A 26986-nucleotide genomic window follows, 5' to 3' on the forward strand; every position below is an offset into this window, starting at 1 on the left:
GTCCACTACCTTCGGACCGGAAGGAGTCGTGGAATCGAACATTTTCCCTACATTGAGGCGGCCGCCTGTCAAGACTTTGCCCGATAGTCCTGAAATGGGGTCCACAGAGGCCTTGAGTTTATCAATCACTTGCGTGTAGCTAAGTGTGGGATTGCTGGCCCAATAGAGGGCAATGGCACCTGTGACGTGCGGCGCAGCCATCGATGTACCGCTGAAATATGAGTAGCCATTATTGCGTACAGTACTGAGAATGGAGACTCCGGGGGCAGCTAATGTGACGGTATTGGCTCCATAGTTTGATGAGCTAGCTAATTGGTCTGAGCTATTCACAGAGGCCACAGTGATAACGTTGTTATAACTTGTTGAGTAGCTCGCCGGATATTGCGGTGAGGAATCCAGGTTTTGTCCGCTATTCCCCGCGGCGGCGACGATGATATGTCCGGCATCCCGCGCCCGGCTGATAGCCGCGGCTAAAGAGGCGCTATAGTTGGCTCCTCCCCAACTGTGATTGGTCAGCTTGACGCCTTTAGTGGTGGCGTAATCGATGGCCATGACGGCGCGGCTCACCAGGCCATTCCCACTCGAATCGAGGAATTTGAGAGCCATCAGGCTGAGCGACCAGTTGATTCCAGTGACACCTACGCCATTGTTCCCCACGGCGCCGATGGTCCCCGCCACGTGGGTTCCGTGATTGTTATCATCCATCGGGTCATTATCGTTGTTGGCGAAGTCCCAGCCGAAGAGGTCATCCACGTAGCCGTTGCTGTCCTGATCCACACCATCCAACCAGCCGCCTTGCGAAGTGGAGCGGAAAATATCCGCCGGATCGATCACGCCATTGCCGTTGTTGTCCGTCACTTTGCCAGAGTTACTGGAATGATTCAGGTCGCGGAAGGTGATGACGCCATCACCATCGGCATCAGTCAAAGTGTTGCGAATGGAGGTCGGTATCTCAGCATTGTTGATCCAGATGTTCATGAATAAATCTTGATGATTGTAGTCAATACCTGTATCAACGACACCCACTACGAATTTTGGCATGCCTGTGGTGACATCCCAAGCTATAGGGGCGCCGATTTTCGTCATATCCCATTGTGAGGAATATTGGGGATCATTGGGATCGCGTTGAATGGAGACGTAGTTGTCCACCGAGGCTGTCACAGCATAAGGACGCGTGGAATAGTAAGCGACGGCAGTAAGAGGAGAAACTCCGGCTTTGAGATGGACGGAATAGATGCCTAAGCCAAGATACTCTACCGTTTGAGCGTAGGGAGAAGACGCCAGCACCTGAGCGGCGGCCGTGGAACCCACAGGAGATCGCATCACCACATTGATGCGGTCGGAAGCGTAAGCGGGGAGCAAGTCCAGGACCGGCGGTTGGGAAAAGGGAAAGACGCTGCTCGGCGTCAGGCGATCTTCCAGTTGTTCCAGTTTGAGAGCGCTCAACCGAGGTTGGCGCGACAGAAGCCGTGAGGAAGTCCGGACAGCTTTTTTCAAGGCACGACGCAAGTAGTTCCGCATGGCGAGTCCCTCTCTGCGGACGGGAAGGTTCAGTTCGAAGGAATGCGGGCGAGTCGAAGCCAGTCGGACGGGCTGAAGGCGGACGGGAACAACCTCACCACCGCCGCTTCTGTGATACCTTTTAGTGGCCGGGAAATTGGGATGCAAATCTCGAATGGGTCGGTTTGGCCGAATTGGCCAAGAATGCCAGGAAAATTGAGTGTGCGAGAGAAAGTTCCAGGGCTTGCCGAAATCCTGTCACCGTGTTGCCAGCGGAAAAACTTGTCGGGAAAGGAAAGATATCCAAAAAAAATCCCTTCCCGGAACGAGGGGAAGGGATCGGATCAGAAGAACGATTGGATTCGCGGAAGTGGGATGCGGTTATTTGACCGCTTCGAGGAAGCGAGCATCACCGGCGGCAGCACGCTTGTACAGGGGCATGTGGCGATAGTAAACTTCGAGAGTCATAACGCACATGGCGGTGGTGCCCAAACGGCCTGTTCTTCCCATCGCACCGCTATCCGGGTCCCAACTGCCATAATTAGGCCCATCTTTGGTGACTTGCAGATCGATCAGCCAATCCCGCATGCCGCCGGTTCGCTTGCCAGTCTGCGGGTCTTTGGGACCTTCGTTCCAGGTCCGCCAGGCCTCGCCTTCGAAGAAGTGAACCACCTGAGTGGCGTAATAGTAGTAGTACATATTCCCCAGTACTTTGCTGCCGAACCGAGGCGGAGTACGTTGCAGCAACCCCTGGACGCCTTCAGCCATCGCGGCATTGTCCGGTCCCCACCCATCGACGTAGTATCGGCAGAGCAGGCCGACGGCAGTCAAGGCAGTTCCAGGTGCAGCTCCTGCGGCATCTCGGTAGCCATACATGGTTTTGCGCGAACCCGCTCCCACTTTGTCAAGGAACTTGATCGCTTTCTTGATACAATTGGGGTCAACTACAATATCTTTGCTCAAGCGGGCAGCTTGTAGGGCCTGAATCTGCCAACCGACGATGGAGGTATCCCCCGGACTTCCCGCCTGGTAGCCCCAGCTCCCATCGGCAGCTTGTGCACGGATGATGAAGTTGATCGCGGCTTGAGCATGAGGTTTGAGAGCCGGATCCTTGGTCATACCGTAGGCTTCGCAGAGGGCCAAGGCGCCGATGGCTTGGGCATACATGGTGCGTGCCCCGATGAATTTGCCGGCATTCGGGCCGCTGACCGGACAATTCCGCATGAGGTATTGCAGCCCCCGCTCCACGTTCGCCCGGTATTTTTTGGCATGTTTGTGGGTCTCGCCAGCTCCCAGAAAAGCAGCCAATGCCAGTCCGGTGGCGGCAACGATTTCCTCCTTGTGATCGCCGTCAAAGACCCAAGAGCCATCGGTCCGCTGCTGTTTCGCCAGCCAAGCCAAGCCGCGAGCCACGGCTGCTTCGCTCCGCTCATTCCCGCCGCCTTCCCGCAGCATTTGGCTCTTCGTGGCACCACTGCGCCCGGCGAAGGAACTCATCATATTGCCATAGTTTCCGCCACCGCTGATAGCATTGCCTTCCAGACCGGCTAAACCGGGAGTGTTCGCCTCCAGCGAGGGAATACCCACGAGGTCGAAGGCATTACGGTCCAGGTCCGGGTCCGGCACATCCGGCTTGCCCAAGGGATCCGTCGTGACCACTTCATCGACGGTTCGCTCATCAACCCGCTCTTTATCCGGCAGGGCAGACTCCAAATTGGCATCGAGGCCGATGTCTTCATTCGTGAGGTTGTCCTGCGGCTCCGTTTCCTCTTTTTCCACGGAGGTCGCAATCACCTTTTCCGAAGCGTTGGTTTGGGTCGGCTGCCCCGCAAAGAGCAATAGGAGGGCCACCAGGGCGACATGGACCGCCCCACTGATGACCCAAGCGGGCAGATGCTTGCGCAACAGCCGCTCTTGGGCCGTTTCCTGCGCTGCTTCCACCCGGCGGATGACAGCTCCCCCTTTCGCGGCTGGAACTGGCGGAGATGGGAGATTCGCCGGCACCGGCTGGGGAGACTTGCTCATCGCTGTCCTCCTTTCGACATGACAAACTCCACGATGTCAGAAGGTCTCAGGTCCCCTACGGACCACTATAACTCACGACTCACGTTCTATCCATCGCACAACGGTTGGGAAAAGAGTGAGTCGATGCCCTTCTACATCACACTCTTCCCCCACCGTATCTTCCCTGCAATAGCTTTACTCTGCATCGCATCGGCTCGGATTCCCTAACTTGAATTCCCCTAAATCGCCTCTCTGCGGCGGCCGAAGTCATTGATGCCGATAACTCTCTGTCGGGTTTTCTCCGTCGGAGCGTAATCCACCCTCAAAATCGTCCCGGTGTATCGAACGGATTGCGCTGCTGTTGGGCGATTTCGTCCCGGATGCGGCGGTCATCCCGGCGATACCACCAGGTCAGCCCCAAGGCGATGAGGACCATGCCGATGACGGCTGCGGTGGCTGCCGTGGAAAACGCGGTCCAGGACACTGGCGAAGCGGCTTCAGGGTCCGGCCGCAAAATCACGCTGCGCCCCAGAAGGAGGGGAGCACGTTTGACCACAAAGCGGCTCGGATCGTCGGCATCCCGCTCCGCCGATTCGTAACGCATGAGTTTGAAGTAATAACCGGCGAAGGAAACCCAATAGTTGACCCGTCCCCCCGCTTCGACGCCCTCTGGTAAGTCCGTGAAAACGACACAGACGGGGTTCCCACGGGGTTCGTTTTGCGGGATCAGCCAGCCCTCGTAGAGAGTGTCCACACCGGCATCCTGAAGTTTGCGGGTGGCGGCAAAGGAACGTAACATGACGAGGCGGCCTTCCAGGCGCACCAATTCCAGCAGGTAGGAGCGCGGTCCGCGGAAGTCACGGCGGCCATCGCTCAATTCCCGATGGCCATCGAAGTAAAGGTCCGCGAAGCGAAGGTCGCGGCGGGCGAACTCTTCCAGTTCCTGAGCGCTCCAGCGGCGGGCATGGAGGAGCACGCGGTTGTAAGCTGCGGCCTCTTCCCACCGATCGGCTCCCCGCGCCACCCACGTATCGTTTTCGATGCGGCGGAAAATGCGAAGCTGCCGGTCCAGAGCGGGGGGAACTTGAGGGTCTGGGCCAGGCGGCGGAACAGTTCCTACCTGCAAGCCCTTGCCGATCAAAATCGGCAGGGTCGGGTCCGGCTTGACTTTGAAGAAGTAACCCGCTGCACTGGCCCAAAGGTTATCGAACTCTAGCCACGTGTTCACGGGAGCGGAAGTCAATTTCTGCAAGGCTTCCGGACATTCCGTAAAAACCACGGACACCCGATCGGGAGGCGGCTCATCCAGCGGTTCCAGGATCGCTTCATAAACCGCGGCGATGCCCACCTGCTGTAAGGTCGGGGTCGGTTCTACCCGGCGGGCCTGCACCAGGCGTCCATCCATGCGGATCAGCTCCAGGCGCAGAGTCTCACGGCTGTTTTCCACCAGTTCATCCCGCACGATATCTCGGCGTGCATGGGTCAAAAGCTCTTCTGGGGTGAATTGCCGGGCGTGCAGGAGCAATTCGTGCCAGGCGTGATATTCGTCGCTGTTGTCCTTCTCGGAGGCCACGGGAGTAAAATCCACGATACCTCCGGTGCGTTTCAAAGTTTTCGGATCCTGGAATCCCCGGAAAATGGCCCGATCGGGATTGGGCACCCGGTAATCTTTGCCTTGGGACGGAAGCGTTGGTGGCAGGGGGGGGCGGGGATCAGGTGGATCATCCGCCGCACCAAGTTGACCCAACACCCCAGCGGTCAGGGCCAGGCAAAACACAGGCAACCCCGTGCTCAGACGACGGGGAAAAGCCCCTATCCCATGCCTACAGCCCCTTTCTACTCCCATACGTGAAATGACCTCATGGCACTGCAATAGTTAGACGAGGATTTCTTTTCGGAGTTCCGGTTTTTTCCTCGGTCCTTCCCATTCCCCTCTTCCGTAGCTCCGCGAGTGGGAACTGAGCAAGAGTGATCGGGAAACTGGAAAACAAGACAGATCAGGTGCCGCCCGAGGCCAGAATGGGGGAGATGTCCGTAAATCCGGCCCGCAAGGCATGGTCCATCAGAGAGACGACGTATTCATGCAACAGACGCCCATCCAATTCCAGGGTGAGCTTGGCGCCGCGCTCTTGGTGACGTTGCATCGCGTCTTTGAGGGCGTTCATATAACGGCTGAGGTCCGCACCCAGGTCGGTAGGAGGACTTGCCGAACCTTCTTCCTTGAGACTCATACGGGCAATTTGGCCGCTGGCGTTTGCAGTGACCCGCACGATATACTTGGCAGGCTTATCCCCGAAGGGATCGGGCATCGCCGCCCCACCCCCCTGCTCCGGCGGCGGAAGCTGCATCGCCAACTGTCCCTCGGTCGGCGACGGCTTAAACGTCATGATGAAAAACGCCAAAAGCTGGAAAGACATGTCCAGCATCGGCGTGATGGGCAGGTCCGGCTCGATGTGCTCCGTATGACCTTTTCGCCGACGACCCATGGGCGCCCCTCAACAAACGGAACTCGCTGCCGCCCATATCCTTCCACACTCACTCAGTCCAAGGTACCGTGGAGGATTGCCCGCAGTTGGACTCGTTCGTATCCAACCCGGCGGCAAGCGTTCATGATCTCAAATGTCTTGCGGAACTCCGTCTCCCGATCTACCCGCAGGATCAATACTGTCTCCAGTGGCGTGCTCGGGTCTTTTTTGGTCCGGCGTCGTTCCTCATTCGCGCGGCGGCGCAGATAATTCTCCACTTGAATAGCATTGTCCAGGGTATGGATGTCCCCTTCCCACTGATCCGGCGTGAGAATCACCCGGCCTTCCTTGTTGATGTTGAGGAAGAAGATCGACTGGGCGGTCTTTTCCACCGCTTTGGCCGCAATCGACTCCGGCAGGCGGATTTCCACCGCCGTCTGCTCCATGACAAAGTTAGCCGAGAGCATGAAAAACATGATCAACTGTAGAACCAGGTCCAGGAGCGGCGTGAAATTCGGCTCCCCGCGATCAATGTTGCCGTGACTCATGGCTGCTCCCCCTCGCTCTGGTCAATACACCCCTCCGTTTCGGGGAAGCATCAGCGCGGGGGCGCCGGTGGAGGAGCAGCAGTACCCACACCCTGGGCGGAGGGCGGCACGTTGGCGGCTGCCGCGGCGGCCACCGCCGGTTTCTTCGAGTTGTGATACATTTGGGTCAAAAGATCATCAGCGATATGCCCCACATCCATGCATAGCCGCGTGATGCGGTTGCGGAAGTAGGCGTTGAAGAAAATGGCGGGCACCGAGATCGCAATGCCGAAGAGCGTCACCACGAGGGCGTGCGCGATACCATCGGCCAGCTTGGCGGGATTGATCTGCGTCGCCGTTGCTAGAACCGAGAAGGACTTGATCATGCCGTACACCGTACCCACCAGTCCAAACATCGGCCCTAATGTCCCGATCACCGCGGTGTAGTTGTTTTTCTGGTCCTTATCCGCCTTGATGCTTTCCAGGGCGTTCATCGCCGCTTCTCGCGCATCTTCCAGGCCGTACTGCAAGCGACCCATCCCTGCGGTCAGCACTTGGCCCAAAAAGGAAGGATCGCTTCGCGCCAAGTCAAAGGCTTCCTTGAACTTCCGCTGATTGACAATTCCCGTGAACTCCTCCACGAATCCTGGAGGAATCGCTCCGCTCATGCGCAAATCCAGCGCCAGTAGAACGCAAAGGGCCACCAACGCCACCGACACTGCCAGCAGGAGAGGGCCGAATACCGGTCCCACCGCCTTGATCATGAACAGGGCCAAGGACTCTTGCGGCCCTTCGGCTGCTGCACTTTCCTGAGCTTGGGCCACGCCTGCAAACACAGCCAGGACCCAAAGCACTAGACAAAACCGAAACAATCCCCGCGCCCAACTCTGGTAAGCCGATCGGTTCATACGTTGCTTTCCCACACCAGGCGAAACGATGATGCAATGCGAGCCGATACCGAGTTCCAACATCCAGAGTGCACCTCGAGATGAGGTTTTCGTTTGGACGTTGAATCTTCTCCGTTTGTTCCCAAAAATCGGGCGCCGTAGTCGGACGGGTTACAACGACGCTTCCCGGAACATTCGCTTGATTTTTATTACGATAGCTTATGTTCCCCATCGTCAAGAGGAAATGCCGAAAAAATGATCGCTCCTCTTCTCCGCGCTCTGTTCTGTGCGCAAATGCGGCCCACGGATTACCCCTTCCGCCACCAATGCCCCGCCAGGTCTCAGAGGCAATGCCCAGAGAAGGACGATCCATCCCCAGCGCAAGGATGCCGGCAGGAAAGGAAACTTTATTCCGGCACCTGCACCGCTTCACCTCCCGCCCGGCTCGCCAACGCTGGCATAACCTCATTGGCCCCGTAGGAGACGAACTGCACCCGCCCATCGGCGAAAGCAAAGTTGGCACCCCCCGTATGCGGCGACCAGAAGTGAAACATCCCGCAGGGATCGTCGAATCCCCGCGCGGGTCGATAGGGATAGCGGCCCGGACCGCACGGCGAACCAGCCGTAATGATCTGCAAGTTCGGTTCCCGCACCCCTAGAATCATATCCGCCGATCCCGTCAGTTGCTGCCCAGCACCGGCGTACCACCACCCGTATTGGAAATCATGGCTCGGCGGCCGCTCCCCTAGCATCAGGGTGTTACTGCTCCCATCGGTGATGTCCCCCAAACGCACCTTTGACCCCTGATACAACACCCCGGTGCGCTGGCTGATCGAGTCGTACCCCGACACTCCCATGTAGGACAGCAAGGCCGCATTGGTCTGAGTCCGCAAAGAGATTTGCGGTCCCGGCGTCCGGCCATCTGACGGGCACGCAAATATGACCAACGGCGTCGATAAGCCCTGATGAGGAATCGGGCGGAAGGGCAACGGTTGCAACTGATATTCCCACTGGGCCTGAGTGTAGAGCGACTGCTGCTCCAGGTACGGTAGAATCGACAGCGGCCAACCGGAATACGGCAGGCGGTCCGGATGCGTCGCCGAGCGATGCCCCGGCGGCAAGCTATGATTCGTGTCATGGTAATTGTGCAGCGCCAGGGCCAACTGCCGCAGGCGATTTTGGCAATCCAAGCGCGCCGCCGCCCCACGCACCCTCTGAACCGCCGATAACAATAGCCCCATCAGGATGGAGATGATGGCGATAACCACCAACAACTCCAACAAGGTCATCCCCCTACACCGTCGACGACATGCCAGCGCAGACATGACTTGCTCCTTGTGCGAGAGAGAAATGGGTGACCGAGATATAAGATACCCGCAGTTGTATTCACTTGTCAACAAACGAGACAAACTCCCCAGTCCACATACTGGCAATTCCCCATCTCATCTCATCCGACTGGGATGACCGGGTACTCTTCGGACTTCGATTTGACAGGACACGCTATGCTGAACATCATCGCACAATCGCAATTCCGACGGTCTCGAGGGTCCTCCCCGTCAGAAGGGTAGGCAGAGTGAAAGTAAGGATTAGCCCTACGACATCGCAGAGAGAGAGGAGACGTTGGAAGGAGAAGTGGAGGAGAGGGAGGACTGCTGGGATTGGTCCATAAGGGCCAGTTTTCGCTTGAAGTACTCCAGGGTACGTTTGAGGCCTTCCTGTCGGGGAACGCAGGGTTGCCAGCCGAGGAGTTGCCGGGCACGGGTGATGTCCGGTCGGCGAACACGCGGGTCGTCCTGCGGCAGCGGCTGGAACACAATGGGGCTGGAGGAACCAGCGAGCTGACGGATTTCCTCCGCGAACTGGAGGATGGAGATTTCTTCCGGGTTTCCGAGATTGACCGGTTCATGGAAGTCGGTGAAGAGAAGGCGGACAATCCCCTCGACCAGGTCCGAGATATAGCAGAAGGAGCGGGTTTGGGAGCCGTCGCCGTAAACCGTGATCGGCTGATTACGCAGCGCCTGGCACATGAAGTTGGGTAACGCCCGGCCATCGTTGAGGCGCATCCGCTCCCCATAGGTATTGAAAATGCGGACGATGTGAGTGTTGAGATTGTGCACGCGGTGATAGGCCATTGTCATGGATTCGGCGAAGCGTTTGGCTTCGTCATAGACCCCGCGGACGCCAATCGGATTGACATTGCCCCAATAGGTCTCCTTCTGCGGGTGCTCCAGCGGATCGCCATACACTTCACTGGTACTGGCGAGGAGATAGCGAGCGTTGTGGGCTTTAGCGATCCCGAGGGTGTTGTGCGTGCCCAGAGAGCCGACCTTGAGAGTCTGAATGGGCAGCTCCAGATAGTCCGACGGGCTGGCCGGACTGGCAAAATGCAGGACGTTGTCGATCTTGACTGGGATTTTCAGCGGGTAGGAGATGTCGTGACCGATGATTTTGAAGCGGGGATGGCCAAGCAGGTGGGCGATGTTCTCCGGTGTGCCGGTGAGAAAATTGTCCACCGCGATGACTTCGTGGCCCATCTCCAGGAACCGCTCGCAGAGATGGGAACCGATAAAGCCCGCTCCACCCGTGATGAGAGTCCGCACAGCGTCCCTCCTCAGATAGGATAAAGTCACATTATACTCCGCGAGGAATGGTTTAGCAGAGTCAGAGATGGAGGCCGAAGGTGGGCCACTTTGCCCCCTCCGGCTTTACGAGTCCAGAGAGCGGAGTTAGGCTGATTATGGGAGAAACCGTCGTGGAAGGTGCTGCGTCCCCCGAATCCGTCCGAAGCCAATCAAAGGAGGGTGCGCCGTGGAGAATCAACCGACCGCCGACATCCGCCAGACGCGAATTACCGAGTTCATGAAGCTGTTGCCGCTGACTGCCGAACTCGCGGGCTTGCCCAAGGGGGACCCCCAGCGGCCGTTTACGGTAGACCAACTGGAAGGCCGAGCGATGACGCTGCGCGCAGCTTACAAAGTCGCCCGGAACTTGCTGCGTGAGATCGCCGAACAGGGAGCTTAGGCAGTACTCCCTGGCTAATTCGGAATCAAAGGGTGGACCCAGGCGGTTTGCGAGTTGGTGTCGGCGAATCAGCCAGCGCTACAAATCCACGGTGGTATCGTGCAGGGCAGCGGGAGGGGAACTTCCGCGCAGGGCCAACACCGTGGCCGTGGCAAAGGCCCGGCAGTAGGCTGCGGTCACGAGTAAATGGGCGATGCCCTGGTGTTCCATGTATTCGCGCGTCGCTCCTTGGGCCACTAGCCGCAAAGCCGCGATGGTGGACCCTTGAACCGCCAATTCCTTCCAGCGGCAAGTCCGCCGGCTCACCAAACCGATGGCCCGAAAGGCAGCTTCCTTGATAGCCCACAGAGCCGTGAAATACTCCGTGGTATGCTTCTGACCGTTACACCACGCGATCTCCGCATCGGTGAACACTTGCTGGAGAAACAATTCCCCATGTTGATCGATCAACTCCCGGACCCGCACACACTCCAGCACTTGGGTACCGATCCCCGCAATGTCCATGAGAAATTCCCCCCATTGATGCCTCCCCGACAACCGTGCTCATTCTCTGCCCGGTAATTCTCTGTCCTCTTTCAGTCCAATGTCGGATCATGGTCAGTCCCCCCTGTCTCCTTACCCCTCTTAGATTAGCTTCACGCGATCAAGGAAGTAAACAATACCCATAGGGAAGTAACCCGTGGGGTCCGTCGAGGAGAAGCTTCATCTCTGTTGGCCACCGTGCGTAGACGTAAGGCAAGGGTAGCGGAGTGCTGCGGTCAACGCAGGCATGGGTATGGGGCGATTCTCTCTGAGAGGCCCGACTGTTCCTCCGCAGGCGGAGCTACAAACATAGTCATAGCAACAGGTTGTGTACGGATTGTGCAACTAGTCACAAGGGGGCGTGGCTTTGGCACGCCTGCTGCAACTTCCTGGCTTAGGGTGAGGAACCTCCCAAGAGCATCAAACAGAAAGGGGAGAGGCTGTTTGATGTCTTCTCAATCGGGTTTCTCACCACGGATCACCCGGGTTGTCCGACTGGTGGGGAGAGGCAGTTTGGACGCCCGGGTGATATCTTTTCCGCTTGGGGGAATCTGAAACGGTTTCCTCCTGTTGCCTGTCCGGTGACTGCTCGACGTACTCGCCGGGATCGGACGCTCCGTTCTTCGCCGGGATTTGACTCTTTTTTCTTTTGCTCTTCCACAGCGCCGAATAGACTAGGTTTGCCCGTAAAGTTTCAGGCATGGCGCAGTTTCCACGGAGGTTTCCCGTATGCTGAGCAAGGCTGAACTGGCCGCTGCCATCCGGCAAGAGGGTGGAATGAGCCGGCGGTTATTCCTGCGCTGGAGTGCGGCACTGGCTGCACTACCCGTGGTGGCCCGGCAGGTCGAGGGCAGGCAGCAAAGCCGTCCGCGGTTTGTGGATGCCCCCTTCAGCTTGGGCGTGGCCAGTGGCGATCCCGATGAGAGCAGTTTCGTCATTTGGACCCGGCTGGCACCGCGACCTCTGGAACCGCAGGGCGGAATGCCCGCGGAAAAAATCGAGGTCCGTTGGGAAGTTGCCGAAGACGAGGGGATGAAGAAGATCGTCCGACAAGGTACGGCGTTGGCCACACCCCAACTAGCCCATGCGGTGCATGTGGTCGTCCCCGGTTTGTCCCCGGATCGTTGGTATTATTACCGCTTCCACAGCGGGGATGCAACCAGCCCGGTGGGCCGGGCACGCACCACTCCTCCGCGTTCCAGTTTACCCCAACGCCTCCGCTTTGCCTTCGCTTCCTGCCAGCATTACGAACAAGGCCTATACACCGCCTACGAACACATGGCCCAGGATGATCTCGACCTGGTCTTTCACCTCGGCGACTACATCTATGAGGGACCGGCCAGTGTCAAAGGGGTGCGCAAGCACGCGGGACCTGCGAAAACCCGCTTGCAGACCCTGGAAGACTATCGGATTCGGCACGCTCAATACCGCAGCGATCCTTTACTGCATGGGATGCATGCCCGATGTCCGTGGGTGGTCACGTGGGACGATCATGAATTCGACAACAACTACGCAAACGACATTTCCGAAGTCCCCAATACAGACCCTGTGGAGTTCCTCTGGCGCCGGACCAACGCCTACCAGGCTTATTACGAGCACATGCCCCTGCGTCCGACGTCGATCCCTCGCGGCCCAGATATGCAACTGTACCGCACGATCCACTTCGGGCGGTTGGCTGCCTTCCAGGTCCTGGACACCCGGCAATACCGCACAGATCAACCCAACGGCGACCGCCTGTCTCCCCTGGATGTGGATGCTCTCAATCCCCGCAATACCCTCTTGGGGCGCCAGCAGCGTGGGTGGCTGCTGTCCCAATTGTTACAATCCCAGGCGACCTGGAACGTCTTGGCCCAACAAGTCATGATGGCGATGGTCGATGTGGACATTACAGAAGGTAAGGGATATTCGATGGATCAATGGCCAGGATATGCCTACGAACGGATGCAACTCCTGCGTTGGATCGCCGACCGTCGGATTTCTAACCCGATCGTGCTGACGGGGGACATTCATCTTCACTGGTGCAACGAACTGCGCGTCGATGACCGCAAGCCGGAACAGCCGGTGGTGGCTGTCGAATTTGTCGGCTCGTCCATTTCGTCCGGCGGGAACTCCCGGCCGGCTAAGGAGCAGGAGTACACCGAATCCCTCAAGGCTCAGAATCCCTGCGTGAAGTTCTTCAACTCCCAGCGGGGTTACGTGCGCTGCGAGGTCACTCCCCAAACCTGGCAGAGCGATTATGTGGTGATCGAGGATGTCCTCAAGCCCGGCTCTCCGGCGGTTGTGAAAGGGAAATTCGTCGTCGAATCCGGCCAGCCCGGCGTGAAAGCGGGGTAAAGATTCGGCGGCTCACCAGGACCTGTGATGTCCTTGTACACTGCCGCAGTCTTTGGGCGTGACACGTGAGAATCGCCGGTGCCACTCCAGTAGGAGGAATGAGATCGCCTCTCATTCCTCCGTCATTTCCGGAGTGATCGAGGCATCGGTGTAAACATTTTGCACGTCATCGTGATCTTCGAGAGCCTGAAGGAACTTAACGAGGCGTTTGCCGGTCTCCAGGTCTAGCTCTTTTTGCATCTTGGGCAGGTATTTGACTTCTGCCTCCATCGTTTCGACCTGAGCAGCTCGGAGAGCTTCCAGGACGGCGGAAAACCGCGAGGGATCGCAGGTGATCTCGAAGGTGTCTCCTTCGCGATGCAAATCGTCCGCGCCGGCCTCCAAGGCAATGGCCAGGAGCTGGTCTTCATCCGGGTATTTGTGGGCGTCGATAGCAAAGAAGCCTTTACGGTCGAACATATAGGCGACGCAGCCGGGGTTGCCGAGGCTGCCCCCAGCCCGTTCAAAGAGTTTGCGGATTTCGCTGCTCGTGCGATTGCGGTTGTCCGTCGTGGCCTCGATGAGGATCGCCGCACCGCCCGGTCCGTACCCCTCATAGAGGACTTCATCGTAGGTAACGTCTTCCAACTCTCCCGTGCCGCGCTTGATGGCCCGCTCGATGTTTTCCTTGGGCATGGAAACGGCGCGGGCTTTTTCGATGGCATAACGCAGCTTGAGATTGGTTTCCGGATCGCCTCCCCCGGCACGAGCAGCAATGATGATATAGCGGCTGAGCTTGCTGAAGAGCTTGCCACGCTTAGCGTCCACCACGCTCTTCTTGCGAGCAATGTTGGCCCAATGACTATGACCGGCCATATTCCTGTCCTCTCACCTCATCCTCTCGGCTGTTCTCTGCATAGGGCAGTATAGCAGGCGGACGAACGACCGGCGTAGGGGAAGCAGGCTGCCCACCTCGAAAAGGGGCTGTAAAGTAGGACGAAACGACGTCAATAAGCCGAGATGAGTCGGTGTCCTCACACAAGCCGAAGGGGGTGATTATTCCCGGAACGTCAGGGGAAATGTGGATCATCCGCCTGCGATGGGGGTTACCAATGCATCACGAAGCCGCCGTCCACATTGAGAGTCTGTCCGGTGATATTGGCGGCTCGGTCGCTGGCGAGGAAGACGGCCAGAGCGGCGACATCTTCCGGCGTCTGCCACCGATTCAAGGGAATGAGCCGGGCGATTTTCGCCGCCGCCCAGGTTTCGTAATCTTGCCAGGTTTCGGGCGATTGTTGAGCGGCCCAGGCTTGCCAGACCGAGCGGTTCAACGGGGTACGGACCATCCCCGGACAGATGGTATTCACCCGCACGTTGTACGGTGCCAGGTCCTTGGCCGCACATTGGGCAAAGTTGATCAATGCCGCTTTGGAGGCACTGTAAGGCGGATCGGTTTGCGAACCAATCTGTCCCGCGACGGAAGCAAGGAACAACATGGTTCCACGCCGTTGCTGGGACAAAAGCGGGCCGAAGGCATGGGCCACGTGAACCGCACCGAGGAGATTCACGCGCCAGACACGCTCCCAATCCGCCGGTTCCAGATTCCAGTAAGGGAAGCCGTACTTGCCCGACCCCACGGCCGCCGCGTAAATCACGTGATCCACACGTCCCAACCGTGGCGGAAGCTCCCTTGCGGCGGCCTGAATGGCGGCGTAGTCCGTCACGTCCGCTCGGACAGCGACCGGACCCTCAAACCCGGAGAGGGCAGGCACGGGGGCAATGTCGATCACCGCCACACGGGCCTGTTCCTGGGCAAAAGCCTCCACCATTGCCCAACCGATCCCGCTAGCACCCCCTACAATCACCACACCCTGATCTTGCAAGCCGAGTTCCACAGAATCCTGCCTTTCCCCCTCGGATTGTTAACGCGGACACAACCGGTTTGCCATACGGATGCTACCGCATTGTTGGGACAGCGATCTCATCCGCTCCGTCCGCCCCCGCATGTCGCGGCAGAGTGAATCGCTGGAAAGCGCCGGTGCCCGTCTCCACTCAATGGTTTCGTTCGTAGCGATTGCACCAAATAACACGATTGCGCAAGAACTACAAATCGACCCCAATCTTATGGGAGGTCGCACGGGATTGCAATCGCCGCAGCAAGGCCCATACTAAACTCTGGGGAAGTTCTAAAGGCAATACCGAGTGCAAAAATGCTAACGAATGTATGGTGGGCTACCGTGATAACGGTAGGACATGTCATTGCGCCTGCGAATGGCAATTCTCATGGCACGATGGCGGACGCCCCTTACGGCTTCCTGTATGCTCCGGCGTTCAGCCTGCATGCAGAATTACGCTATCCCGCGAGCCGCTACACACCGCAAGCGGGAGATGTTCTCCTGATGAGCGACACGGATTGTTTCTGGACTTTGATGTATCGCTTGGCTTTCACCGGAGCGCCGGGCCACGCGGGGTTGGTCGTACCCTTACCCGATGGCCGTCTGGGTGTACTGGAGGCCGGTTACAATGAGACACTTTGGACGCGCATCACCCCTCTGGCGGAGCGATTGCGGGAATATCCTGGGATGATCTGGGTCCGGCGCCGATGCATTCCGCTCACCCCCCAGCAACAATACCGCTTGATGGAATTCGCCCTCGCCGCTGCCGACAAGCCGTATGCTTCGGTGCGTGTCGCCCTGCAAGTCACTCCGTTGCGCACCCGCGGGCCGTTGCGGACGTTCGTCATGGGCCGTCCCCGCGGTCCTGGGCGGCGATACCAGTGTGCTGAGGCTGTCGTCGAAGCTCTGGTCTACGCCGGCCTGCGCGATCCCCGCACCGCCCGCCCCTCGGCCACTTATCCTCAGGACCTGTTCTACGATCGTTCGTGGAACCGCTATCTGGATCGCCATCCTCCGCTCGGCGAAGACTGGGAACCTCCCGCCCTTTGGACGCCGGTCTTGGGGTGGGCTTTGAAAGGCAGGACCCGTGCTGCCTTGATCGCTTCTGGCATCTTACCAAGCAGCGACACTAAACCCTTGGGAAATGCTACGGAATCAGCGAATGCTTTGGAGTCCAGCGGGGGTTCCAGGACTCTCTCCGGGCGGGTCGACGGCATCCAACCATGCGCGGGCAGCAGCGAACCAGTGCCGGTCCAGGGTTGCGTTCTCCTGGTGGGTCGTAAAACGCAGGCGATCACATACGTCGAGCAACCGCTGAAGCATGTCGGTGTGTTCGATCGGCCACCCCGCTTGGGCCGCCGCCGCTAGCACCTCTGCCGTCGTCCAGCAGCGTGCAGGCCACCCCCAGCGCCGTTCCAGGTATTCCCGCACGATCCCGGCCATCTCATCTGCCAGCATCCGTTGATCGCAATCCGCCGTTAAGCCGCCGTCCCTCAGAGATTGCAGTTTCGCTTCCCATTTTTCCCACTGCTTCAAGGCCCATTGCCGGGGTGTGGGCGTTTCCGGTCGTCGCTGGCACTGCCAGAGTACCACTGCTGCCCCCAGCAGAGCCAGCCATGTCCAAAACACACCCAGCCAGCCCAAGCGAGCACTGCTTTCTTCCACTGCTGGCTCGGCTTCGATTTCCTCCGGTGCTGGCGCGATAGGGCGAATCGGACTTTTTCCCGCCTGGACATGGGTCCGCACGTCCGCCTCGAAAACCGGTCCATCGTACTCCTGCTCATTCACCCGCAATGCCGCAAACGCCACCATCTGGCCAGCCCCGGCCACATACGGCTCCAAACGGAAGCGCTGGAGCCACCGTTCCCGTCCCGCCGCGCTCTCTTCCTGCCGAGATGGACCCAGAGGAGTGATTCCCCAATCGCGCTGACTAGCCGGTGTCAACCACTGCGGCGGTGTTTGCACACGCAAAGGTGCCGGTCCTTCGACCGCTAACTCGACTTCGATGCGATCCGATAGAAACAAGCTGGCCCGCGGCGGATGAAGAGTAATCGCCACACCATCCTGGCCGCAGGTCTTGCCCAAGAAACCAAGCAGCAACCCGACGACGCTGAGTGGTAGCCACCAAGCCGGATGGCGCCTAGCTGTTCCAGTCATTGGGAACGTCCTCGGCGGCGTCGTTGTTCGAGATAGCGAACCAAGCTCTGCACATAGCGATCCGCCGGACTGAGGGTCAGGACATCAACTCCCGCCTGAGCGGCGAGGCGTCGCAGCACTTCCCGATGCTGGGTCACCTGGGCTGCAAAGGACCGGCGAACATCAGCGTCAGCCGTATCCACCAGCAGCTGCTCCCCGCCCTCGCTATCCTCCAATTGCACCAGCCCCCACTGAGGGCACTCCAACTCGTAAGGGTCCGCGAGGCAGATAGCAATCAGATCATGCCGTCGCGCGACCTGGAGGAATGCATGTTCGTAGTCTTCGGTGAGGAAGTCGCTCATCAAGATCACGATGGCGCGGCGCCGTTGGGTCCGGAGCACAAATTGAAGCAAAACGGCAAGGTTCGTGCCTTTCTGGAGCGGTTCGTAAGCCAACACATCCCGCAAGAGTCGTTGCAAGTGCCGCGGGCCTTTCGAGGGAGTCACAAAACGCTCGACCTCCGTCGTCCCCAACACGGCCCCGACCCGATCATTGTTCACCGCCGCACACAAAGCCAGCAGTGCCGCCACTTCCGCCGCAGCCTGCCGCTTGGTCCGTCCCGTACTGCCAAATCCCAGACTCGCGGAGACATCGACGACCAACAGCACGGTCGTCTCCCGCTCTTCCGTGAAGCGCTTGATGTAGGGCCGGCCCATCCGAGCGGTCACATTCCAGTCGATCGCCCGTACATCATCACCCGGTTGATATTCACGGACTTCCTCGAAGATCAAGCCAGCTCCTTTGAAGGCTGTATGATACGCCCCTCCCAACTGGCCCTGAGCCAATCGGCGGGCGTAAAGATGCAGCCGTCGCACCTGTCGCAGCAATTCCGCACTCAGCACCTCACCCCCCCTGCTTATCTCCTCTCTCCAGTGCCTGACCGGACCATCCTCTGGTACCAGGCCGCACGTCCGACCCGACCTCAGCCCTATGGCCCAACCCGTTTGGACCTCAATGCAGGGTCCACATCCTCCCGTGCATCATCCCTTCCCGGAACTTCATCGAAGCGCAGTTAGCGTAATGCCTCATTCTTCCGCCAGCAGCCTTTTCTCTTCCTATGTTGCATTGTACTGCTGGAACCGCTTCGGCTTGACTCCAGAGGAAGCTTGTGCAGGCCCACCTGATGGCCAACTTCATGGGAATCAAGACTCGTCTCCTGCGGAGCGGGCAAAGGTGAGGACGGCATCCACCGCTCGCCGCCAGACGTGCCGCTTGTGTCGCCGCTGCTGCGGGGTCCATTTTGGCTCGAAGCGGGCCGTGACGTGGAGGTGCTGCCGCAATGCGGTTTCATCAGTCAAACCCGCACCGACCGCCGCGAGAAAGGCCGCTCCGTGGGCCGTTGCTTCGATCTGAGCCGCCTGCACGACGGGCCGGCCGAGCAAATCCGCTTGGCGCTGCAAAAACCAGGTGTTCCTTGCCATTCCGCCATCCACACTCAGGGGAGCCAAGGCGGCCTGCGGCGTGCCACTCCAATCCTTCACAGCGGCTTCCACCAGATCGACCACTTGGAGCGCCACCCCTTCCAAGACAGCACGGGCCAGGTCCGCCGCCGTCGTCGCACGAGTCAGGCCCAAGATGGCTCCGCGGGCTGCTGGTTCCCAATGCGGTGCTCCCAAGCCGACGAAGCCCGGCACGCAAATCACCGGTTCCTCTTCCCGCGACGCCGCTGCCAACTGTTCGATCTCCGCGGCCTTGCTGAAGAGGCGCAGGCCATCCCGTAACCATTGGACGGCGGCGCCCGCGATGAATACGGCCCCTTCCAGCGCATACTTCGGTGTGGCGTCACACATCGCCGCCACCGTCGTCAACAGTTTGTGATGGGATGTGACGGCCTTCTGGCCCGTGTGGAGCAGGTAAAAGGCCCCGGTACCATACGTGCATTTGCTCTCCCCGGCTGTGAAACACCCCTGCCCGTACAAAGCCGCCTGCTGGTCCCCGGCAATGCCGCGAATGGGAATCCCATCCGGCAGAAAATCCAGGCCACGGGTAACCCCAAAATCCGACACACTGGGCTGCACCTGCGGCAGCAAGGCCGCCGGTATCCCGAAGAAGCGCAACAAATCGTGATCCCACTGCAAAGCATGGATGTCGAAAAGCAAGGTCCGGGCGGCATTGGTCACATCCGTACCATGAACCTGACCTCCCGTCAGGCGCCATAATAGAAAGGTGTCGATCGTCCCGGCGGCCAATTGGCTCGATTCCGCCGCTGAGCGGACATAGTCCACGTGGTCGAGCAACCAGCGGATCTTCGTCGCGGAAAAGTATGGATCGAGAAACAAACCGGTCTTGGCCGTGATGAAGGGCTGGGCACTGGCATGCTGCTGGCAATAGCCGGTCGTCCGCCGGTCCTGCCAAACGATGGCTCGGTGGACCACCCGACCTGTAGCCCGCTCCCATACCACCACCGTTTCCCGCTGATTGGTGATACCGATGCCAACGAGTTTTTGCGGCTCCACCCCGGCCTGCCGGACCGCCTCCTGCACGGTTTCGGCAACGGTCCGCCATATCTCCTCAGGATCGTGTTCCACCCAACCGTCTTGAGGGAAATACTGCCGGATCTCCTTCTGCGACGCCGCTAGAGGCAGCAGGGTCTCCGCGTCGTACACCACGCTGCGAGTACTTGTCGTTCCTTGATCGATCGCCAGGATGCCTCGGCTGACCATGCAAGACCCTCCGGCAGACGACAGCACTTGCCCTCACACACTCTGACACTCATACCTCATGGCACTTGCCGTCACATACTCTGACACTCATACCTCATGACTGAAGGAAGGAAGGGTATCCCCACCACCCTGCCGCTGTTGAAAGACCCAACATACAACAGACTTTAACTCTTCGGTTGGTGCACCGATTCCAGCGAATCAAACAGGCCTATGGATGAACCGATCCATTTGACGAACACTCGCAAGGGGCAGCAGTCTTCATCGCCGCCTCCCGTGCGCTGGGTCTGCTATGAAATCTGCTACTCCTTTATGTTGGCCACCGTGGTTTGCCGCTCGCGTCCTGTGGCAACTCATTCCTGGAAACAACGCTTGAGTTACGGAATAGGCTACTCATTGCTAGCGCTCCTGCTAGGTCCCTGGGGCATACCCTGGGGCATTTTCCACACCCTCCGAATCCTCTGGCTCAACCTCACCGGCGGAATTGACGTCACTCCCCATGTGTCACAAGCCGACAACACCACCTTCATTGTGAGGGCCAGTGATGGATCATCCCTGCCATCTTCGCGAACTGAGTGAGGGATCGTCCCCGCCGTCTTCGTGAGGGAGGAGAAGACTGTTTCCGAGCTAGCGGCGCCGCCAGACTTCGTCCGGATGCACGCCCACCTCTGACAACAACGGAGCAATCCGCGCATACCACTGCCGGGCATGCGGGAGATAACCCCCGGTTGTATCGAGATTGGGAATGTGCCGCTGCCAGAAGCGCTGGAACTGACCCATCCAGATTTCTCGCACATACTTGGCCAGCATGGAAGCTAGAGCCACAACCAGACTGCTCGCCTCAGCACGGGGCGAAAATTGTACGGAAATTGCTCGCGTTCCACCGTCAATCCGATAGCGGCTTTCGAGGGGCTTTTCGCGCAGTGGAGTCACCCATCGCCCCGTAAAACACTCTTGCAACATCGGCCAGTAGAAATGCCGCCCGCCTAACTTATCGCTATAGATGACAAGATCCTGTCCATCTTCGGGAATCAGCGGCGGAGATGAAGAAGTCTCCAGCTCTCGGATCAATTCGATCCAGCCTTGACCGAGCACTTCCGCTTTGTTTCCCGTTTGATCACACAAGCGATTGAAGGCTGCCGGTGTCAGAAGACGAATCCGTGCACGGGCCGGAAAGGGCCAACATAAGGGCGATTCCCAGGACCTCTTGGGAATTACCTCCGCCCCATCAAACCAGCGTTCCCGCTGCCAATCCTGCCGACTGCTCTCCATAACATATGATTTTATCCATGTATCTAAAGTTTGATGCCCCATATGGAGCGATCTGACGATTCCACTTTCCAGACCATCGAGGCCATAACGACTATAGACCGCCTTGGAATCAGTAATGAGCACCCGCTCATCCGGGCTTTCGCGGGCCTGCCGAATCATGGAACGCAGGGCATTCCAGCCCGTCGTGTCCTCCGGCGGCAGCCATAAAACCACTACCGCCTGTACCAGAGGACCCAAAACTGGACCATACCCGGCTTCATCAATTCCTACAACCCAAGGCATAGGTTTCTCCAGATATACGAATCGTGGCACCAAAAGCGCATTGATTCATCCTCATACCCCACTGGCAACGTTCGGGCGTTGCTGACTCGCAGAGGAATGGCGGCACTGCATCAAGCGATCTGCTCGATCGCTTGCGCTGGCGGGCGTCCCGATCTCGCCTTCATCTCTCGCCAGCGACCCAGCGGTGTGGTACAATTCCACTGAGGTGTTGTGGCGCATTGGGATTACCGCCAGACCAACTAATGATCGCATCCCCTACATGTATTCCGTGTATTGAATGCAAAGAATCGTAGTAAGGCCAAGTATATCCTATTAGGATATCTATTTGAGTATTTCTAAGAGGTCTACATTCATGATGGCAGATAATATCTTCATGAAAATCATTCAGCGTACAATTCCAGCGAAGATCATTCACGAAGATGAGTGGAGTCTGGCATTTCATGACATTAATCCTCAAGCACCGGTACATGTTCTGATCATTCCGAAGAAGGAAATTCGCACGTTGGATGACACGACGGAAGAAGATCAATCCCTGTTGGGCCATCTGCTCCTGGTCGCCCGGAAGCTGGCCCGGCAGCTTCAATTGGATCAGGGATACCGGCTGGTGATCAACTGCCGGGAGCAGGGAGGTCAAACCGTGCCGCATTTGCATGTCCACTTGTTGGGGGGCCGCTCGATGACTTGGCCGCCCGGTTGAAGCTGCGCGGCCATTTTGACATCGGGGGTCATTTCCGGGGGACAGTCGGACGCACATGCCAAGACCTGTGCGGGACCTTTTGCAGCAGCGCCTGACGGAGGTACGCGGGCGCATCGAGGCAGCCGCCCGGCGCAGCGGACGAGCCGGGGGAGAAATCACGATTGTCGCTGTCACTAAGTCGGTAACTGCCGCTACCGCCGCCTGCTTGCCGGAGCTGGGCCTTTTCGATCTCGGCGAGAACCGGCCGCAGGAACTCTGGAAAAAGGCCGCGGCTATTCCCCAGGCTCGTTGGCATCTCATCGGCCATCTCCAGCGGAATAAGATCGAACGGACAGTTCCTCGTGTCGCACTCATTCATTCTGTGGACTCCTTGCGTTTACTCGTCGCCCTCGATGAGTTTGGCCGGCGGACGCAGCCGGTACCTATCTTGTTGCAGTTCAATTGCAGCCGGGAAAGCAGCAAACAAGGCTTTCCGCCGGAGGAAGCGGACATCCTGGCCGAACAATTGCCCCACTATCCCGGCTTGAACATTCTCGGTCTGATGACCATGGCCGCCTGGCAGAGCAATCCCCAGGACACTCGTCCAGTCTTTGCGGAGCTGCGCCAGCTTCGAGAGCGCCTGCGCCAGCGGACGGGTTTGTCTTTGCCCCATCTCTCGATGGGAATGAGTCACGACTTTGAAGTCGCCGTCGAAGAGGGAGCCACGATGGTCCGATTGGGGAGCGTCCTGTTTGCGGGATTGGAGGCTACTTCCGCGGAGTCATAGCTTGGCGAGCATACTCAGCCAGTCGCTGGACGGCAGCGGCGGGGCCTTGGGGATCGGAGAAAATGGCCGTTCCTGCGACGAAGACATTGGCACCAGCCCGTGCAGCTTCCACGATCGTCTGCGCATCGATGCCGCCGTCCACCTCCAATTCACACTCGGCCTCCTCAGCAGCAATCCACCGCCGCAACTCGGCAATCCGGCGGGTACTTTCCGGTATGTAAGACTGTCCTCCGAAGCCGGGGAAGACCGTCATGCATAAGGCCACGTCGATATCCCGCAGGTACGGCCGGAGCCGCTCCACGGGCATATCCGGATTGATGGCCAGACCACAGCGTTTCCCCAACCCCCGGCGGATATGTTCCAGCATCGAGCGCGGATCGGGCAGAACTTCCAAATGCACAATGAGCGTATCAGCTCCCGCCGCGACGAAGCCATCGAGGAAGCGCCCCGGTTCCTCCACCATCAGATGCACTTCCAGAGGAAGTCGAGTCACCGGGCGCAAACTCCGCACCACCACCGCCCCCATGCTCAGGTTTGGCACAAAGTGGCCATCCATCACATCGACATGAATCCGATCAGCACCCGCCGCTTCGACCTCACGCACCTGGTCCCCCAAGCGTGCGAAATCCGCGGACAGGATCGACGGTGCGATCTTCACGCCTAGCTTGGTCTGATCTCCACTCATGCCTCCTCCTGCCCATCGGCCTATCCGTAGTGACACCTGGCCGGCAGTATGGCCATCAGCCGCCTGGCGCACCGCAGGTTCCGCAGACACTGGCCGCGGGGTCTCCATACCTATTACTACGAACTTGCTTGTGCAGCGGTGGACCTGCTGGCCCGAAGGAAAATCCCCATGGCTTACAACTTCCCGATTGCGCGGCGTGTCATCCGCTGGAGCCGCTCGGCGGCGCGCCAGTGGCGGTTGCGGCATCAGCATCCGGTCAACTTCGCCCTGCACCTGGTGGGCATCCCCTTGGCCCTGGCGGGACTGGTGTCGCTGGCGTTCCTCGCGTGGCCTTATGCCCTGTCGGCTTTCTGCGGCGGCTATCTGCTGCAATGGATCGGCCACCGGATCGAGGGGAACGATGTCGGGGAACTGATTCCGCTCAAGCGCTGGCTTGGCCTGCCGGTAGTCGCCATCGCGCCCCAGTATCTGCCAGTGGCAAATGATTCGCACCCCCAACACCAGCAGAACCCCGTCCAGCCAACCGAACACTCCTAACGCGGTCATCTGGCTGCAAGACACCTTGGGTCGACGCCTGGCGTTGAAAACATCGTCAATCATGGATTGATCCCTCCCTCAGCACGATCGATTCCCGTGAATAGGCACCCCTCCTCCTCTCTGCCGATACCAAAGTCACGTAGAAACGACACGGAACTCCCTAGCGAGTCGGATGCGTGACAATCGATCTCGTCCCCTCGTGCCACTGAGGCGGATCTCGCAGTTTCGCGGGGGCGGCGGAGGGATGAGACCCCAGCACCCGATGGCGGAACCTCAGGAGGGAAAAGGCGGAATGGCGAAAGTCATAGGCAACAGAGGCGGCGGGATGATCCGGATCGGTGAAGCCGATGAAGCGGGCGAAGGCCCAGGAGTCCCCTTGGCGGAGCATGCGATCGAGGACAGGAGCATCCACCCAGAAGCCGGCGGGGGGAGCATGGGGCGGCACGCGCGGGCCGGAGTGGGCTTGATCTCCCCAGGAATTGAGGAGGAATCCGCCAGGGCGTGGGTGGCCTCGGTAGCCAATCAGGGCCATGGCGTGATACCAAATGCCCCGCGGAGCACAGAAGCCGTCCCGGTCCCGTTCCATGCGGAACCCTTGATCGCTGCACACCAGGACCGGATAGCCCCGGCGGAGCGCGGCACGCGCTTCGTCCCAACTTTGGACCCGCATCACCTCCAGGACCGGATGGCGGCGTGCCAGCGCAGCTAGTTCTGGGGGAACGCCCCGCCGTCCAAATTCGCGGCACAATTTCTCATCATACTGACGTAAATCATACCGTTGATATACACCACGTGGTACAACTCCATAGTCTTTGACCCATTTGGCTGCCCATGCTCCAATGGAACCATCGCCCCGAATGCGGCCGCCGCCGATCTGAACACGAGAGCCGCCATAGATGACCTCGCTAGCGACATCCCGATAGCGGGCTTTCTCCCCGGCGGCAATCTGAACGCATTGGAGATGTTCCAGAGCTGAAGCCGTGGCGACTGCCACACAACTGCCGACAGCTCCTTGATCGCGTCCGGGCAGAATCTCGCCCGTCACCTGCCGGACGGTTTCCCAGAGATAGACCGGCTCGTCCGCCTCCGCACACGGTTCTTCACCCTCCGCCGGTGCGGCCCGGAACTCGCGAATATCCAGGTCTTTGAGGCATTCGCGCACTGCTTGCGGATCAGGGATCCAACCGCAGTATCGCGGCGGCGGTTCCGGTTCATCCGCCTTTGGAGACGACGGCGGCAGCTCTCCGTCCGGCTGGGGTACCGCCCCCTGCCAAAACAGAATCCACCCTCCGCAAACTAGCACCACCCCCATGATCACCAGCACACGCCGCGAACTCGCTAAGGTCCCCATGGCTCACCCTCCTTTGGACATTCGATGGTCTTGGTCTCGGACCGGCCTTGCAGCGGGAGAGGGTCCAACCGCAAAGCCACTCAATCAAAAGCATCCCCGCGATGCCACGCCACATGCAGGACATCGCCGGCTGTACTAAGGAACATATGCCCACTAAATCGCGCGAAGTCAAATAAAAAGTGGAAAAATTTTCATTACCCTTGTCAAGGGCTAGATTTCGAGCCAGAAGGGGAGCTTTTGATTGAGATTCCTGGTTCGATCGTTTCCAATCGAGGGGCCGGTGGAAGCAGAGGGCAAATGCCAGGGAGTTGATTCGCTAGCCAAGCGAGGAAAAAGAAAGGGACAGCCACTCGGCTGTCCCAAGGGGTGCAAGTTCCAGATAGAGCGCCGGCAGTCTCAGGGGCGGGAGGATGGATTATTTCCGCGGTTCGAGTTTGCGGCGCAGTTCCTCGGCTTCACGGGTCAGTTTTTCTAGGCGTTGTAGCAATTCTGCACGTTCTGCCGCTGGATCCGCCGGCTTCTTCACCCCTTCCTTGACCTTCTCCCCCACACCGGGCTTCTTCACCCCTTCCTTGACCTTCTCCCCCTCACCTGGCTTTTTTGCCCCCTCCTTGGCCTTATCCCCCTCCGCCGGCTTCTTCACCCCTTCCTTGACCTTGTCTCCCTCACTGGGCTTCTTCGGAGTTTCCGGGGCCTGGTCCTTGCCGGTTTCTTTCCGCGGTTCCTTGTCACTTTCCGGGCGGCGTTCGGGCCGGCCTTTCGGGGTCTCCGGGCGTTTGCCTGTTCGTTCCTCCAAGGCTTTCTGGAGGCGTTGGATCAGGTCCTGGATTTGCTCTGGGGACATCCGTTCGATGGGGGGCAAGGCGCGGGGTCCTTCCGGTCCGGGCAGAGCTGGGCGGCCGCCGGCTCCGCCAGGTCCGCCGGGTACTCCGGGAAAACCAGGTCCTGCAAAGCCTGGCCGACCGAAGGGGGGATTCCCAGGGCCGAAGGGTGGGAAAGGTCCTGGTCCGCGCCCCATCTGTTCGTGCAACAGTTCGGCATGGGCTTGGACTAGTTCATGGATCAATTGGTGCATGCGAGCTTGGGTTTGAGCCAGTTCGCGCTCCAGTTGACGGATGCGTTCGGCGGGGGGCAGCCGTTCGCCTTCCGGCCGCTGTCCGCGTTCTCGCCGTTCTCCGTCTTTGCGTTCTCCCTCTTTGCGCTCCGCGTCTTTGCGTTCTCCTTCTTTACGTTCCGCGTCTTTCCGTTCTCCTTCCTTCTCTTTGAAGGCCGGTCCTTTGCCGAAGCCGAACTTGCCCTTGCCGAAGCCGGGAGGCTGGGCGTGGGTTTGGGTGGCCAAGAGTGCGACGCCGGCAGCAACGGTAGCCAGCAGTCCGGCGGCCACGAAGGCTCGTCCGCGAGTCATG

At 59.1% G+C, this 26986-nt stretch carries 24 protein-coding genes; 7 read left to right on the forward strand and 17 right to left on the reverse strand.

What is annotated here, in order from left to right; all coding sequences use genetic code 11:
• From H0921_RS06095 to H0921_RS06130, 8 genes are all read right to left on the reverse strand, one after another.
• A partial coding sequence (locus H0921_RS06095; RefSeq protein WP_228499107.1) for a S8 family peptidase occupies positions 1-1521 on the reverse strand: 1521 nt, incomplete at its 3' end.
• 360 nt (positions 1522-1881) lie between these two features.
• Positions 1882-3525, reverse strand: a complete 1644-nt coding sequence (locus H0921_RS06100; RefSeq protein ID WP_194537176.1) for a prenyltransferase/squalene oxidase repeat-containing protein — start codon at positions 3523-3525, stop codon at positions 1882-1884.
• A 301-nt stretch (positions 3526-3826) separates the two neighbouring features.
• Positions 3827-5287 carry a hypothetical protein gene (locus H0921_RS06105; RefSeq protein WP_194537177.1) on the reverse strand — a complete coding sequence of 487 codons (1461 nt, stop codon included), beginning with the start codon at positions 5285-5287 and terminating at the stop codon, positions 3827-3829.
• A gap of 214 nt (positions 5288-5501) precedes the next feature.
• A complete protein-coding gene (locus H0921_RS06110) occupies positions 5502-5990 on the reverse strand; it encodes an ExbD/TolR family protein (RefSeq protein ID WP_194537178.1) in 489 nt (162 codons plus the stop codon).
• 53 nt (positions 5991-6043) lie between these two features.
• Positions 6044-6517: an ExbD/TolR family protein gene (locus H0921_RS06115; protein ID WP_194537179.1), complete on the reverse strand. Its 474-nt coding sequence runs from the start codon at positions 6515-6517 to the stop codon at positions 6044-6046.
• Between the two features lie 50 nt (positions 6518-6567).
• Positions 6568-7404 (reverse strand): MotA/TolQ/ExbB proton channel family protein, encoded by an 837-nt coding sequence (locus tag H0921_RS06120; protein ID WP_194537180.1) that lies wholly within the window; start codon positions 7402-7404, stop codon positions 6568-6570.
• A gap of 386 nt (positions 7405-7790) precedes the next feature.
• Positions 7791-8708: a DUF1559 domain-containing protein gene (locus tag H0921_RS06125; protein ID WP_228499109.1), complete on the reverse strand. Its 918-nt coding sequence runs from the start codon at positions 8706-8708 to the stop codon at positions 7791-7793.
• Positions 8709-8975: 267 nt separating this feature from the next.
• Positions 8976-9983 carry a UDP-glucuronic acid decarboxylase family protein gene (locus H0921_RS06130; RefSeq protein WP_194537182.1) on the reverse strand — a complete coding sequence of 336 codons (1008 nt, stop codon included), beginning with the start codon at positions 9981-9983 and terminating at the stop codon, positions 8976-8978.
• Between the two features lie 208 nt (positions 9984-10191).
• On the opposite strand from H0921_RS06130, the gene H0921_RS06135 reads away from it, so the two are divergent.
• The gene (locus H0921_RS06135; RefSeq protein ID WP_194537435.1) at positions 10192-10404 is read left to right on the forward strand and encodes a hypothetical protein; all 213 of its coding nucleotides are present in this window, start codon (positions 10192-10194) and stop codon (positions 10402-10404) included.
• A 78-nt stretch (positions 10405-10482) separates the two neighbouring features.
• On the opposite strand, the gene H0921_RS06140 is transcribed toward H0921_RS06135, so the two are convergent.
• Entirely contained in the window at positions 10483-10908 is a 426-nt protein-coding gene (locus tag H0921_RS06140) for a holo-ACP synthase (RefSeq protein WP_194537183.1), read from the reverse strand.
• Between the two features lie 747 nt (positions 10909-11655).
• Here H0921_RS06140 and H0921_RS06145 point away from each other — a divergent pair.
• Positions 11656-13260 carry an alkaline phosphatase D family protein gene (locus H0921_RS06145; protein ID WP_194537184.1) on the forward strand — a complete coding sequence of 535 codons (1605 nt, stop codon included), beginning with the start codon at positions 11656-11658 and terminating at the stop codon, positions 13258-13260.
• A 111-nt stretch (positions 13261-13371) separates the two neighbouring features.
• On the opposite strand, the gene H0921_RS06150 is transcribed toward H0921_RS06145, so the two are convergent.
• Both H0921_RS06150 and H0921_RS06155 read right to left on the reverse strand, forming a co-directional pair.
• On the reverse strand, positions 13372-14115 hold the full coding sequence (locus H0921_RS06150; RefSeq protein WP_194537185.1) for a YebC/PmpR family DNA-binding transcriptional regulator: 744 nt from the start codon (positions 14113-14115) through the stop codon (positions 13372-13374).
• A 230-nt stretch (positions 14116-14345) separates the two neighbouring features.
• The gene (locus H0921_RS06155; RefSeq protein ID WP_194537186.1) at positions 14346-15134 is read right to left on the reverse strand and encodes an SDR family NAD(P)-dependent oxidoreductase; all 789 of its coding nucleotides are present in this window, start codon (positions 15132-15134) and stop codon (positions 14346-14348) included.
• A 315-nt stretch (positions 15135-15449) separates the two neighbouring features.
• Here H0921_RS06155 and H0921_RS06160 point away from each other — a divergent pair, with 315 nt between their 5' ends.
• Positions 15450-16502 carry a C40 family peptidase gene (locus tag H0921_RS06160; protein ID WP_194537187.1) on the forward strand — a complete coding sequence of 351 codons (1053 nt, stop codon included), beginning with the start codon at positions 15450-15452 and terminating at the stop codon, positions 16500-16502.
• Positions 16503-17287: 785 nt separating this feature from the next.
• Here the strand turns inward: H0921_RS06160 and H0921_RS06165 are convergent.
• Both H0921_RS06165 and glpK read right to left on the reverse strand, forming a co-directional pair.
• Positions 17288-18172 (reverse strand): DUF58 domain-containing protein, encoded by an 885-nt coding sequence (locus H0921_RS06165; protein ID WP_194537188.1) that lies wholly within the window; start codon positions 18170-18172, stop codon positions 17288-17290.
• Between the two features lie 300 nt (positions 18173-18472).
• Complete coding sequence (gene glpK / locus H0921_RS06170) at positions 18473-19993, reverse strand: glycerol kinase GlpK (RefSeq protein ID WP_194537189.1); 1521 nt, start codon at positions 19991-19993, stop codon at positions 18473-18475.
• Between the two features lie 210 nt (positions 19994-20203).
• Here glpK and H0921_RS06175 point away from each other — a divergent pair, with 210 nt between their 5' ends.
• Positions 20204-20569, forward strand: coding sequence for a hypothetical protein (locus H0921_RS06175; RefSeq protein ID WP_194537190.1), 366 nt, complete (start codon positions 20204-20206; stop codon positions 20567-20569).
• 48 nt (positions 20570-20617) lie between these two features.
• Here H0921_RS06175 and H0921_RS06180 read toward each other — a convergent pair whose 3' ends face one another.
• Entirely contained in the window at positions 20618-21544 is a 927-nt protein-coding gene (locus tag H0921_RS06180; RefSeq protein ID WP_194537191.1) for a ribonuclease H family protein, read from the reverse strand.
• A gap of 352 nt (positions 21545-21896) precedes the next feature.
• Between H0921_RS06180 and H0921_RS06185 the strand changes: the two genes are divergently transcribed.
• Entirely contained in the window at positions 21897-22241 is a 345-nt protein-coding gene (locus H0921_RS06185) for a histidine triad nucleotide-binding protein (protein ID WP_228499111.1), read from the forward strand.
• Positions 22242-22296: 55 nt separating this feature from the next.
• Positions 22297-23007 carry a YggS family pyridoxal phosphate-dependent enzyme gene (locus tag H0921_RS06190; RefSeq protein WP_194537192.1) on the forward strand — a complete coding sequence of 237 codons (711 nt, stop codon included), beginning with the start codon at positions 22297-22299 and terminating at the stop codon, positions 23005-23007.
• On the opposite strand, the gene rpe is transcribed toward H0921_RS06190, so the two are convergent.
• Complete coding sequence (gene rpe / locus H0921_RS06195; RefSeq protein WP_194537193.1) at positions 22988-23692, reverse strand: ribulose-phosphate 3-epimerase; 705 nt, start codon at positions 23690-23692, stop codon at positions 22988-22990. The two genes, H0921_RS06190 and rpe, sit on opposite strands and share 20 nt — an antisense overlap.
• A 168-nt stretch (positions 23693-23860) precedes the next feature.
• On the opposite strand from rpe, the gene H0921_RS06200 reads away from it, so the two are divergent.
• Positions 23861-24229, forward strand: a complete 369-nt coding sequence (locus tag H0921_RS06200; RefSeq protein ID WP_194537194.1) for an Mpo1-like protein — start codon at positions 23861-23863, stop codon at positions 24227-24229.
• A gap of 160 nt (positions 24230-24389) precedes the next feature.
• Here H0921_RS06200 and H0921_RS06205 read toward each other — a convergent pair whose 3' ends face one another.
• Both H0921_RS06205 and H0921_RS06210 read right to left on the reverse strand, forming a co-directional pair.
• The gene (locus H0921_RS06205) at positions 24390-25580 is read right to left on the reverse strand and encodes a C1 family peptidase (protein ID WP_194537195.1); all 1191 of its coding nucleotides are present in this window, start codon (positions 25578-25580) and stop codon (positions 24390-24392) included.
• Between the two features lie 415 nt (positions 25581-25995).
• Complete coding sequence (locus tag H0921_RS06210) at positions 25996-26985, reverse strand: hypothetical protein (protein WP_194537196.1); 990 nt, start codon at positions 26983-26985, stop codon at positions 25996-25998.
• Between the last annotated feature and the right edge of the window lies 1 nt (position 26986).

Origin of the sequence: Thermogemmata fonticola (assembly GCF_013694095.1) — a bacterium.
In the GTDB taxonomy this organism is placed as follows: Bacteria; Planctomycetota; Planctomycetia; order Gemmatales; family Gemmataceae; genus Thermogemmata; species Thermogemmata fonticola.

Coding starts and splice junctions, on each gene's coding strand:
- H0921_RS06175 (WP_194537190.1), top strand. CDS start 20,204: ATGGATGAACCGATCCATTTGACGAACACTCGCAAGGGGCAGCAGTCT.
- H0921_RS06180 (WP_194537191.1), bottom strand. CDS start 21,544: ATGCCTTGGGTTGTAGGAATTGATGAAGCCGGGTATGGTCCAGTTTTG.
- H0921_RS06150 (WP_194537185.1), bottom strand. CDS start 14,115: ATGGCCGGTCATAGTCATTGGGCCAACATTGCTCGCAAGAAGAGCGTG.
- rpe (WP_194537193.1), bottom strand. CDS start 23,692: ATGAGTGGAGATCAGACCAAGCTAGGCGTGAAGATCGCACCGTCGATC.
- H0921_RS06210 (WP_194537196.1), bottom strand. CDS start 26,985: ATGACTCGCGGACGAGCCTTCGTGGCCGCCGGACTGCTGGCTACCGTT.
- H0921_RS06145 (WP_194537184.1), top strand. CDS start 11,656: ATGCTGAGCAAGGCTGAACTGGCCGCTGCCATCCGGCAAGAGGGTGGA.
- H0921_RS06205 (WP_194537195.1), bottom strand. CDS start 25,580: ATGGGGACCTTAGCGAGTTCGCGGCGTGTGCTGGTGATCATGGGGGTG.
- glpK (WP_194537189.1), bottom strand. CDS start 19,993: ATGGTCAGCCGAGGCATCCTGGCGATCGATCAAGGAACGACAAGTACT.
- H0921_RS06200 (WP_194537194.1), top strand. CDS start 23,861: ATGGCTTACAACTTCCCGATTGCGCGGCGTGTCATCCGCTGGAGCCGC.
- H0921_RS06100 (WP_194537176.1), bottom strand. CDS start 3,525: ATGAGCAAGTCTCCCCAGCCGGTGCCGGCGAATCTCCCATCTCCGCCA.
- H0921_RS06140 (WP_194537183.1), bottom strand. CDS start 10,908: ATGGACATTGCGGGGATCGGTACCCAAGTGCTGGAGTGTGTGCGGGTC.
- H0921_RS06190 (WP_194537192.1), top strand. CDS start 22,297: ATGCCAAGACCTGTGCGGGACCTTTTGCAGCAGCGCCTGACGGAGGTA.
- H0921_RS06125 (WP_228499109.1), bottom strand. CDS start 8,708: ATGTCTGCGCTGGCATGTCGTCGACGGTGTAGGGGGATGACCTTGTTG.
- H0921_RS06120 (WP_194537180.1), bottom strand. CDS start 7,404: ATGAACCGATCGGCTTACCAGAGTTGGGCGCGGGGATTGTTTCGGTTT.
- H0921_RS06115 (WP_194537179.1), bottom strand. CDS start 6,517: ATGAGTCACGGCAACATTGATCGCGGGGAGCCGAATTTCACGCCGCTC.
- H0921_RS06160 (WP_194537187.1), top strand. CDS start 15,450: ATGCTAACGAATGTATGGTGGGCTACCGTGATAACGGTAGGACATGTC.
- H0921_RS06110 (WP_194537178.1), bottom strand. CDS start 5,990: ATGGGTCGTCGGCGAAAAGGTCATACGGAGCACATCGAGCCGGACCTG.
- H0921_RS06185 (WP_228499111.1), top strand. CDS start 21,897: ATGATGGCAGATAATATCTTCATGAAAATCATTCAGCGTACAATTCCA.